We start from the raw sequence: 10,500 nt of genomic DNA, 5'->3' as shown, positions 1-10,500 counted from the left end.
CTCGGGGGCCGGTTCGGGGGTGCGGGCGGAGGCGTTGCGGCCGGTGGCGTTGCGGCCCGTGGCGGTACGGCCCGTGGCGGTACGGCCCGTGGCGGTACGGCCGCCGGTGGCTCGGTCCGTCCGTTCCCCGTGGTCGGCGCGGTCCGTGCGGCGCTCGCGCAGGTGGCGGGCGGCGTCCTCGGCGTGGCGCCGGTCCATCACGAACTCGAAGCGGCGCCTCTCCTGGGCGCGCATGTGGGCGATGTAGGCGCTCAGCAGCCCGGCCGGGATCGCCGGGGCCCACAGGAACGCGATGCCGCCGACCGCCGCGACGATCGCGCCGAGCGTGAAGGCGAGGAAGAGCACCATCGTGGTGCGCCGGCGGCGGGCGAGGAGCTTGGCCCGGCCCTTCTGCCCCTGGTTCGGGTGGCCCGGCCGGCTCGGCCGGCTGGGCCTGCCTGCCGGGTCCTGCTGGGGGCGGCGTACCTCGGTGGGGGCCTCGGCGCGCGCGACCGTGGCGGGGCCGGGGACCGTGATGTGCTCGGTCACGGGGTCGGCGAGCGCCCGGACGTCGACGCCCGGGGCACCCTGGTCGTCACCGTCGGCGGGGCCGCCGTCCCCGGACGCCTCCTTGAGGTTCCTGGCGTACCGGCGCTCCATGCCAGCCCGGCCGGACAGCAGCCGGATGGCGGTGCCGAAGCGCTCCGTCGGACGAGCCTCGTTGAGTTCGTCCTGCCGGCGGAGCCACATCGGCACCAGGTAGGCGGCCCAGGCCCCGACGATGACTGCGTAGATGAGGCCGCTGCTGCTCACCCACCACACGGTAGAGGGGTTTCGCGAGGGTGATACGCCAATTGGCGCGGTGTGTCGCACGATCTGGCTGATATCTCAACCGTTTTTTGCGATTAAGGCGGCCTGCCTCCGCGAATGTGCCCGGCCGATGACTGTAAGGTGTCTTACCCTCAGGCAATATCGAACATTTATTTTATTTCTGTGGGGTGCCGGGAAGAGAGCGCCGGTGCCAGCGTTCCAGCAGGCCGTCGGGGACGTCCTCCGTGGTCAGCGCGTAGACCAGATGGTCGCGCCAGGCTCCGTCGATGTGCAGATAGCGCGGCCGCAGCCCCTCCTCGCGGAATCCGAGTTTCTCCACCACCCGGCGGCTCGGCCCGTTCTCCGGGCGGATGCAGACCTCGATCCGGTGCAGTCCGACGGTGCGGAAGCAGTGGTCCACGGCGAGCGCGACGGCCGTCGGCATCACACCGCGTCCGGCCACCTCCCGGTCCACCCAGTAACCGATGTGGCCCGAGCACATCGAGCCCCAGGTGATGCCCGCGACGGTGAGCTGGCCGACCAGCCGCCCCCGGTACTCGATCACGAAGGGCAGCATCCGGCCCGCCTGCGCCTCCGCCCGGAGATGCCGGACCATCTGCCGGTACGTCGGGCGGCGCGGCGGCAGACGGCCGGGCAGGGCGGGCGGGACGGTGGCCTCCCAGGGGCGCAGCCAGTCGCGGTTGCGCTGGTTCACCTCGCGCCAGACGCGGTGGTCGCGCAGCCTTATGGGGCGGAGGGTGATGTCACCGTCCGTCAGCTCGACCGGCCAGGGTGCGTTCAGTGGGGTACGTCCTTCCTGGGGTGGTCGCCGCCGTGGATCTGGTCCACGGCGTGCGACAGCAGGGGCTCCAGGACCGCCAGGCCGTCGCGTACGCCTCCGGTGGAGCCGGGGAGATTGACGATCAGGGTGCGGCCGGCGACGCCCGCGACGCCGCGCGAGAGGGCGGCGGTGGGCACCTTGGCCAGGCCGGCGGCGCGGATGGCCTCGGGGATGCCGGGAACCTCGTGGTCGAGTACGGCCCGGGTCATCTCCGGGGTGCGGTCGGTGGGCGAGATGCCGGTGCCGCCGGTGGTGAGCACCACGGCGTAGCCGTCGGCGACGGCCTCGCGCAGCACGTCCTGGACGGGTTCGCCGTCCGGGACGACGCGCGGGCCGTCGGTGGCGAAGCCCAGCGCGCCCAGGGCCTGGGCCAGCAGCGGGCCGGTGGTGTCGGCGTAGACGCCCGCGGCGGCGCGGTTGGAGACGGTGACGGCGAGGGCGCGGCGGGCCATGGGCGCGGGCCCCGGCTCGAAGGCGGGCCCGGACCCGGGCGCGGAGACGGGCTCGGTCATCGGTCGCGGCTCCAGTCCCCGGAGGCTCCCCCGGTCTTCTCCTCCACCCGCACGTCCGTGATGACGGCCCCCTTGTCGACGGCCTTGACCATGTCGACCACCGTCAGCGCCGCGACCGACACGGCCGTCAGCGCCTCCATCTCCACACCCGTGCGGTCGGTGGTGCGCACCGTCGCCGCGATCTCCACCGCGTCGTCGGCGACGGCGAGGTCGACCTTCACCCCGGACAGGGCCAGCGGGTGGCACAGCGGTACGAGGTCGGGGGTGCGCTTGGCGCCCATGATCCCGGCGATACGGGCGACCGAGAGCGCGTCGCCCTTGGGCACGCCCTCGCCGCGCAGCAGCTCCACCACCCGGGGGGAGACGCGTACGCGGCCGGTGGCGCGCGCCGTGCGGACGGTGGCGTCCTTGGCCGAGACGTCGACCATCCGGGCCGCGCCCGCCTCGTCGATGTGGGTGAGGCCGGCGGCCCCGCCTGCTGGACTCCCCTGTCGCGCGCTGCTCATCGCTCTCCCGCGTCGGTCCGTTCCGGACGTCAACGGTACCCGCCGCGGCGCGGGCGCCGTCGCGTCAGTCCAGGAGCACGACCTCCAGTTCGTCGCCCCGGGCGACCTCGGTGGTCCGCTCGGGTACGACGACCAGCGCGTCGGCGCGGGCCAGCGAGCCCAGCAGGTGCGAGCCGGGGCCGCCCACCGGGCGGACCGTGCCCAGCTCCTCCCCCGCGGTCGGGGGCTCGTACCGGCCGCGCAGGAACTGGCGTTTGCCCTCCGGGGAGGCGATCGGCTCCTCGCACTCCAGTCGGGCGGCGACCGTGCGCCGGGTGACGGGCTCCAGGCCCATCAGGGCGCGCAGGGCGGGGCGGACGAACAGCTCGAAGGAGACGTAGGAGCTGACGGGGTTGCCGGGGAGGGCGAACAGCGGGATCCGGTCGGGCCCGACCAGGCCGAAGCCCTGCGGCTTGCCGGGCTGCATGGCCAGGCGGCGGAACTCCACGCGCGCGGGGGGCCGCGGCGTGTCGCCGGCGCTCCCGGCGCCCTCGCCCCCGGCATCCTCGCCGCCGTCCCCGTTGCCGCCGTCCCCGTCATCGCCGTCCCCGTCGTCCGCCGGCTCGGCGCCGCCCAGGACGGTGCCCTCCAGGCCGGTGAGCGCCTCCTTGACCACGTCGTACGCGCCGACGCTGACTCCGCCGCTGGTGACGATGGCGTCGGCGCGCACGAGCTGGTCCTCGATGACGGTGCGCAGGGTGGCGGCGTCGTCGGCCACCGCGCCGACCCGGTAGGCGATGGCGCCGGCGTCGCGGGCGGCGGCGGTCAGCGCGAAGCTGTTGGAGTCGTGGATCTGGCCGGGGCCCAACGGCGCGCCGGGCCGGACCAGTTCGCTGCCGGTGGAGAGCACCACCACGCGCGGGCGCGGCCGTACGGTGACGGTGCCGCAGCCGACGGCGGCCAGCAGGCCGATCTGCGCCGGGCCCAGGACGGTGCCGGCCTCCAGGGCGACGGAGCCGGCGCGTACGTCGCTGCCCTTGCCCCGCACGTACTGCCGTGCCGCCACCGGGCGGTGGACGCGGACCTCGCCGGCCGCGCCGGACGGGTCGGCGCTGTGGGCGGCCATGGCGTCGGCCGGGCCGCCGCCGGTGCCGCCGTCGGTCCACTCCACGGGGACGACGGCCTCGGCTCCGGGCGGCAGCGGCGCGCCGGTCATCACACGGGCGGCCTGGCCGGGGCCGACCTCGGGCGGCCGGCCGGCGCCCGCCGCCACGTCGCCGACGACCTCCAGCACCGCCGGGGCGTCCTCGTCCGCCTTCTCCACGTCGGCGACGCGCACCGCGTAGCCGTCCATGGAGCTGTTGTCGAAGGGGGGCAGGGAGACGGGCACCAGGACGTCCTCGGTGAGCACGCAGCCCTGGGCGTCGAGCAGATGCAGCTCGATGGGTTCCAGCGGCCGGACCGACCGCAGGATGTCGGCCAGGTGCTCGTCGACGGACCGGGTACCGCTCAAGTGCCTACAGCTCCTCTTTGACGAAGTCTCGCAGCCAGGCGCGGAAGTCCGGGCCCAGGTCCTCGCGCTCGCTCGCCAGCCTGACGATGGCGCGGAGGTAGTCCCCGCGGTCGCCGGTGTCGTAGCGGCGGCCCTTGAATACCACACCGTGGACCGGGCCGCCGATTCCCGGGTCGGCGGCGAGGGCCTGGAGGGCGTCGGTGAGCTGGATCTCGCCGCCGCGGCCGGGCTCGGTCTTGCGCAGCACCTCGAAGACGGCCGGGTCCAGGACGTAGCGGCCGATGACGGCCAGGTTGCTGGGGGCGTCCTCGCGGGAGGGCTTCTCCACCAGGTCCGACACGCGAACGACGTCGTCGTCGCCGGTGGGTTCGGCGACGGCGCAGCCGTAGAGATGGATGCTGGCCGGGTCGACCTCCAGCAGCGCCACGACGCTGCCGCCGTAGGTCTCCTGGACCTCGATCATCCTGGACAGCAGCGGGTCGCGCGCGTCGATGAGGTCGTCGCCGAGGAGGACGGCGAAGGGCTGGTCGCCGACGTGGGGGGCGGCGCACAGTACCGCGTGGCCCAGACCCCTGGGGTCGCCCTGGCGCACGTAGTGGATGGTGGCCAGGTCGGTGGACTCCTGGACGCGGGTGAGCTTGGTGGCGTCGCCCTTGCTGCGCAGCACCTCCTCCAGCTCGTAGTTGCGGTCGAAGTGGTCCTCCAGCGGGCGCTTGTTGCGGCCGGTGACCATCAGGACGTCGGGGAGGCCGGCGGTGACGGCCTCCTCCACCACGTACTGGATCGCGGGCTTGTCGACGACCGGCAGCATCTCCTTCGGGGTGGCCTTCGTCGCCGGAAGGAAGCGGGTGCCGAGCCCGGCGGCCGGGATGACGGCCTTGGTGATCCGCCGTGTACGCGAGGTAGTCATGTCTGCACCATAGCCGTTGGTTTGTCACGTAACGCGCATGTCTGACTGGTCCGTTGCGGTTTACGGGGGAATGTCCCGGCGCTCGGGGCCGCGCTGGCGCGCCATCAGGATGATAATGCGCCTGCCATGGCGAGGGACTGGCGTAATCGAGCCGGGGAGATGAACACGGCGTGAAGGACGAAGGAACCACCGGAGCACACCGGAGTACGCACGCGGCACCGGACGAGACGCAGACGGCTCAGACAGCACAGACGGCTCGGACGGCTCGGACGGTGGCCGGTGAGAAGCGGGCCCTGCGGCGCTCCCTCCTGGCGGCGCGGGCCCGTCTGCCGGAGGACGGCGTCCACCGGCTCGCCGGCGCGCTCGCCCGGCACGCCCTGGAGCTGCCCGAGCTGGCCGGGGCGCGCACCGTCGCCGCGTACGTCTCGGTGGGGCGCGAGCCGGACACCCGCGCGCTGGTGGACGAACTGCACTGGCGCGGCGTACGCGTGCTGCTGCCGGTGCTGCTGCCGGACGACGACCTGGACTGGGCCGCCTACGAGGGCGCCGAGTTCCTCTCCCCCGCCCGCCGGGGGCTGCTGGAACCCACCGGGCGGCGGCTGGGGCCGCAGGCCGTGACCGGGGCGGACGCCGTGCTGCTGCCGGGTCTGGCGGTGGACCGGCGCGGGATGCGCCTGGGACGCGGCGGGGGCAGCTACGACCGGGTGCTGGCCCGGATCGAGGCGTCCGGGGCCGCCCCGGCGCTGGTGGTGCTGCTGCACTCCGGCGAGTACCTGCGCCGGGTACCGGCGGAGCCCCACGACCGTCCGGTGCACGCCGCGGTGACCCCCGAGGGGGTGCACCGCTTCACGGCGTGAGACCGGCGGGCGCGGGGCTCGCGGCGGTACTCGCGGTGGCGCCTGCGGCGTTACGGGGTGAGGGCCATGGTGTCCACGGTCGCGTCCTCGACGGCCTTGCGGCTGAACGCCCAGTCCAGCTGCTCACCCTCGGCCCACATGTCCGTCTGGTCCACGTAGTTGGAGTGGTAGGCATGGCCGGAGGCGCCGGTGAGGTTGATCCAGCTCGACCCGTCGAGGTCGGCCAGGTTGACCACCATCCGCATCGACGGCACCCAGATCACCTCGTAGCCGCCCGCGGCGTTCCAGCCGGTGGCGTTGACGGCCGCCTCGCCGCCGCCCAGGTCCCACGGGCCGCGGTTGAGCAGGTGCTGGACGAAGCCGGGACCCTCGGTGCCCAGGGTCTGGTTCTGGAGCATCAGCCGGTGCAGACGGCCCCAGCTCCAGGTCTCGATGTCCTTGCCGAGCTTGGTGGTCAGCTCCCAGCGGGCGTCCTCCATGGCGCGGGCCAGCAGCGCGTCGCGGTCTCCCTCGCCCTCCTCGAAGCGGCTGCCGGGGGTCCACCAGCCGCTGTCGGGCTCGTCCAGCAGCGTGCGCACGACCTCGTACCAGCGGTCGCCGCCGTCGGGCTGCGCGGACTCCGGGGCGCGCGTGCCGCACTCGCGGACGGTGCGCGGGTTGCCGCTCAGGTCCTCGATCGGACCGGACTCGTCGGCCGGGCGGACCCGCAGGCACTCGCCCTCGACGCGGACCTCCTTGGGGAGCTTGTTGCCGAAGCCGAGCTTGAGGAGGTTGCGCCACACGCCGTTGAAGTAGGCGGCGGGCGCGGAGTCGGCGTCCTGGGTGTAGTCCCAGCCCTCCAGCAGTTCCTGCGCCTGGCGGACGTAGGGGTCCTCGACGTCGATCTTCAGCAGGTACGGCACCAGGATCTTGGCTATCTCGCTGCTGTTGTCCAGCTGCATGGTGCGCATGTCGTCCGTGGAGACCTTGCCGCCGTCCTTGATCTTGGACTGGATGAGGTCGTCGATCCGCTGGCTGCGGGCGCCGTAGCCCCAGTCCTCGGTGAGCGGGTAGGGGTACTTCTCCGTGTCGATCACGGCCTGGTTGGCGGTGACGATGTAGCCGCGCTCCGGGTTGTACTCCCAGGGCAGGGCCTCCTGCGGTATGTAGCTCTCCCACTCGTAGTCCGGGTTCCAGCCGGGCGCCGGGTAGCGGCCGTCGTGGCCCTCGGCGCGGACCGGGATGCGGCCGGGGGCCTGGTAGCCGATGTTGCCCTCGGTGTCGGCGTAGACCAGGTTCTGGGAGGGGACGGCGAACTTCCGGGCGGCCTCGCGGAACCCGCTGAAGTCGGTGGCGGTGTTCAGCTCGAAGACCGCGTCCATCGTCCTGGAGGGCTCCAGCGCCGTCCAGCGCAGCGCGACGGCGTATCCCTTGCCGCGGTCGGGGGCGACGTCGCCGACCGGGGCGTGGTCGCCGACTCCGGCCAGCTCGTCGCTGCGGTCGGAGACGAGGGGGCCGTGGCGGGTGGAGCGGACGGTGATCCTGCGGTCCTCGCCGCCCGCGACCTTGATGACCTCCTCGCGGGTCTCGTACGGGATCTTCTTCCCGTCGTAGAGGTACGTGCCGTTCTCGATCTTCTCCAGGTACAGGTCGGTGACGTCGGCGCCGAGGTTGGTGAAGCCCCAGGAGATGTCCTGGTTGTGGCCGATTATCACGCCGGGCATGCCGGAGAAGGTGAAGCCCGCGACGTCGAAGGGGCAGTCCTTGCCGACCGAGTTGCAGTGCAGGCCCATCTGGTACCAGAGGGAGGGAAGCTGCGGGGCCAGGTGCGGGTCGTTGGCGAGCAGCGGCTTGCCGGTGGTCGTGTACTCGCCGGAGACGACCCAGGAGTTGGAGCCGATGCCGTCGCCGTTGGGGCCCAGGAGGGCGGGGACGGCGTCGAGGGAGGCGGCCAGCGCGGCGAGCTGGGTCTGCACACCCTGACCGGCCTGGCCGGCCTGGTCTGCCGGGGTGCCCTGGCCGGTCCCGGTGCCCTGGCCGGCGCCGCCGGGAGCCGTGGTGCCGGGGGCGTTGGTGCCGGGAGCCGTGGTGCCGTTCTGCGCGGGGTTCCCGCCCTCAGCGGGGGTGCCCTCCGGGTCGTAGGCGCCGTCGAGGGCGCTGACGGCGCCGTCCTGGACGATCGGCTTGTTCCGGTCGAAGGGGTAGTCCGGGTAGAGCGCCTCGATCTGCTTGCTCGTCAGGCGGCTGGAGAGCAGGGCCCGGTCTATCTCGTCCTGCATGTTGCCGCGCAGGTCCCAGGCCATGGCCTTGAGCCAGGCCACGGAGTCCACCGGCGACCACTTGTGCGGCTTGTAGTCGCTGACGAGGCCCAGGGCCGCGTACTCCAGGGAGAGTTCCTCGCCGCTGCGTCCGTCCAGGTAGGAGTTGACGCCCTCGGCGTAGGCCAGCAGGTACTTCTTGGTCGTGTCCGACAGCTTGGTGTCGTACTCCTCCTGCGCCACCTTCCGCCAGCCCAGGGTGCGCAGGAAGGCGTCGGTCTCGACCTGGCTCTCGCCGAACATCTCCGACAGCCGGCCGGCCGTCATGTGCCGCCGTACGTCCATCTCCCAGAAGCGGTCCTGGGCGTGGACGAAGCCCTGGGCGCGGAAGAGGTCCTCGGCGCTGTCGGCGTAGAGCTGGGGTATGCCGTGCTCGTCGCGTTTGACGGTGACCGGGGCGGAGAGGCCGTCGAGCTCCATCGAGCCGGTCGTCTGCGGGAAGGACGCGCGGACGGTGCCGACGCTCCAGTAGGCGCCGTAGCCGACGCCCGCCACGAGCAGCAGCACGACTGCGATCACGAGAAGGCGGGCGCGTCGCGGGGTCTTCTTGGCGGGCATCGCTGTCCTTCGAGGGCAGGGTGGGACCAGAGGTGCTGGAGCAACCATAGGACGAGCCGGGTCGCCGGTCGGCAGGGAGTCCGCGCATCAGGAGCCGGAGATTCAAGCAATGGTAAATTGTTAGGCAAAGAAATGACTTCCCGGCGGTCGGGTCCCGGCCGTTGCCTCCGCACGCCCACGGAAGGATCCGCTTCTGACTGTCGACCGTCTCAACGAACTCATGCTGGTCTCCGCGATCGTCCTGCTCGTCGCCATCGCCGCGGTCCGGCTCTCCACCCGAACCGGCCTGCCCAGCCTCCTGATCTACCTGGGGCTCGGTCTGGCCCTGGGGCAGGACGGGCTCGGGATCGAATTCGACAACGCCGAGCTGACCCAGGTGCTGGGCTACGCGGCGCTCGTGGTGATCCTGGCCGAGGGCGGGCTGAGCACCAAGTGGCGCGACATCCGGCCCGTCATGCCCGCCGCCGCCGTGCTCGCGACGGTGGGTGTCGGCATCAGCGTCGCGGTCACCGCCGCGGGCGCCCACTACCTGGTCGGCCTGGACTGGCAACTGGCGCTGATCATGGGCGCGGTGGTCTCCTCCACCGACGCCGCCGCGGTCTTCTCCGTACTGCGCAAGATGCCGCTGCCCCGGCGGCTGGCCGGGACGGTGGAGGCGGAGTCGGGGTTCAACGACCCTCCCGTGGTCATCCTGGTGATCGCCTTCTCCGTGTCCGGCCCGATGGACTCGTGGTACCTGCTGATCGGGAACATCGCGCTGCAGCTGGCGATCGGCGTCGCGGTCGGAGTGCTCGTCGGCAAGCTCGGCGAGTACGGGATGCGGCACGTGGCGCTGTCCTCCTCCGGCCTGTACCCGATCGCGGTGATGGCGCTGTGCGTCCTGGCCTACGCGGGGGGCTCGCTGGCCCAGGGCAGCGGCTTCCTGGCCACCTACATCTGCGGGATCGTCCTGGGCAACGCCAGGCTGCCGCACCGCCCGGCCACCCGGGGCTTCGCGGAGGGCGTGGCCTGGATCGCGCAGATCGGCCTGTTCGTCCTGCTCGGCCTGCTGGCCACTCCCTCGGAGCTGCTGGAGGACTTCGGGGCCGCGCTGGTCATCGGGGTGGTGCTGACGCTGGTGGCCCGGCCGGTCTCGGTGCTGCTGTGCAGCCTGCCCTTCCGGCGGCCCCTGCGGGAGCAGGTACTGATGTCGTGGGCCGGGCTGCGCGGCGCGGTGCCCATCATCCTGGCGACGATCCCCATGTCCGAACCGGGCAGGGACAGCGACCGGATCTTCAACATCGTCTTCGTCCTGGTGGTGGTCTTCACCCTGATCCAGGGGCCGACCCTCCCCTGGGTCACCCGGAAGCTCAGGCTGGCCGGCGGCGAGGACGCACAGGATCTGGAGATCGAGTCGGCCCCGCTGGAGCGGCTGCGCGGGCATCTGATCGCGGTGTCCATCCCCGACGGCTCGCGCATGCAGGGCGTGGAGGTGGCCGAACTGCGGCTGCCCAAGGGCGCGGCGGTCACCCTGGTCGTACGGGGGGACAGCAGCTTCGTACCCTCGCCGTCGACCGTCCTGCGGCACGGCGACGAACTGCTGGTCGTCGCCACGGACGCGGTGCGCGACGCCGCCGAGCGGCGGCTGATGGCCGTGGGCCGGGGCGGCAAGCTGGCGGGCTGGCTGGGGACGGCGGGCAGCTCGGCGCTGCGGAGAGGCTGACCGAGAGGCTGGACGGGGCGGGGCACGGCCGGGGCG

Annotated in this window: 9 protein-coding genes; 2 read left to right on the top strand and 7 right to left on the bottom strand. The window is 72.8% G+C overall.

Annotated features, from left to right (window positions below; translation table 11 throughout):
- The 6 genes from glpR to galU all read right to left on the bottom strand — a co-directional run.
- Positions 1-792: gephyrin-like molybdotransferase receptor GlpR (gene glpR / locus L7D48_RS19700; RefSeq protein ID WP_374492925.1), on the bottom strand; the 792-nt coding region annotated here is incomplete at its 3' end.
- 172 nt (positions 793-964) lie between these two features.
- The gene (locus L7D48_RS19695) at positions 965-1,591 is read right to left on the bottom strand and encodes a GNAT family N-acetyltransferase (protein ID WP_237880874.1); all 627 of its coding nucleotides are present in this window, start codon (positions 1,589-1,591) and stop codon (positions 965-967) included.
- On the bottom strand, positions 1,588-2,142 hold the full coding sequence (locus tag L7D48_RS19690; protein WP_237880872.1) for a MogA/MoaB family molybdenum cofactor biosynthesis protein: 555 nt from the start codon (positions 2,140-2,142) through the stop codon (positions 1,588-1,590). Before L7D48_RS19690 ends, L7D48_RS19695 begins: the two co-directional genes overlap by 4 nt.
- On the bottom strand, positions 2,139-2,648 hold the full coding sequence (moaC, locus tag L7D48_RS19685) for a cyclic pyranopterin monophosphate synthase MoaC (RefSeq protein WP_237880871.1): 510 nt from the start codon (positions 2,646-2,648) through the stop codon (positions 2,139-2,141). Before moaC ends, L7D48_RS19690 begins: the two co-directional genes overlap by 4 nt.
- Positions 2,649-2,712: 64 nt before the next feature.
- Positions 2,713-4,140 (bottom strand): gephyrin-like molybdotransferase Glp, encoded by a 1,428-nt coding sequence (glp, locus tag L7D48_RS19680; RefSeq protein WP_237880868.1) that lies wholly within the window; start codon positions 4,138-4,140, stop codon positions 2,713-2,715.
- Between the two features lie 4 nt (positions 4,141-4,144).
- Positions 4,145-5,050 carry a UTP--glucose-1-phosphate uridylyltransferase GalU gene (gene galU, locus L7D48_RS19675; RefSeq protein ID WP_237880866.1) on the bottom strand — a complete coding sequence of 302 codons (906 nt, stop codon included), beginning with the start codon at positions 5,048-5,050 and terminating at the stop codon, positions 4,145-4,147.
- Positions 5,051-5,322: 272 nt separating this feature from the next.
- On the opposite strand from galU, the gene L7D48_RS19670 reads away from it, so the two are divergent.
- Positions 5,323-5,907, top strand: a complete 585-nt coding sequence (locus tag L7D48_RS19670) for a 5-formyltetrahydrofolate cyclo-ligase (protein ID WP_237880864.1) — start codon at positions 5,323-5,325, stop codon at positions 5,905-5,907.
- Between the two features lie 50 nt (positions 5,908-5,957).
- Here the strand turns inward: L7D48_RS19670 and L7D48_RS19665 are convergent, their stop codons facing one another.
- Entirely contained in the window at positions 5,958-8,762 is a 2,805-nt protein-coding gene (locus tag L7D48_RS19665) for a penicillin acylase family protein (RefSeq protein ID WP_237880862.1), read from the bottom strand.
- Between the two features lie 220 nt (positions 8,763-8,982).
- Here L7D48_RS19665 and L7D48_RS19660 point away from each other — a divergent pair, with 220 nt between their 5' ends.
- Complete coding sequence (locus L7D48_RS19660; RefSeq protein WP_237880860.1) at positions 8,983-10,464, top strand: potassium/proton antiporter; 1,482 nt, start codon at positions 8,983-8,985, stop codon at positions 10,462-10,464.
- Positions 10,465-10,500: the final 36 nt, after the last annotated feature.

Source organism: Streptomyces sp. ICN903 (assembly GCF_022015835.1).
GTDB classification, from domain to species: Bacteria; Actinomycetota; Actinomycetes; order Streptomycetales; family Streptomycetaceae; genus Streptomyces; species Streptomyces fenghuangensis.
This window is presented reverse-complemented; position numbering and strand designations above follow the sequence as displayed.

What these genes read in the sequence shown, in the direction of transcription:
- moaC (WP_237880871.1), bottom strand. Translation starts at nt 2,648, where the DNA reads ATGAGCAGCGCGCGACAGGGGAGTCCAGCAGGCGGGGCCGCCGGCCTC.
- L7D48_RS19690 (WP_237880872.1), bottom strand. Translation starts at nt 2,142, where the DNA reads ATGACCGAGCCCGTCTCCGCGCCCGGGTCCGGGCCCGCCTTCGAGCCG.
- galU (WP_237880866.1), bottom strand. Translation starts at nt 5,050, where the DNA reads ATGACTACCTCGCGTACACGGCGGATCACCAAGGCCGTCATCCCGGCC.
- L7D48_RS19665 (WP_237880862.1), bottom strand. Translation starts at nt 8,762, where the DNA reads ATGCCCGCCAAGAAGACCCCGCGACGCGCCCGCCTTCTCGTGATCGCA.
- L7D48_RS19660 (WP_237880860.1), top strand. Translation starts at nt 8,983, where the DNA reads ATGCTGGTCTCCGCGATCGTCCTGCTCGTCGCCATCGCCGCGGTCCGG.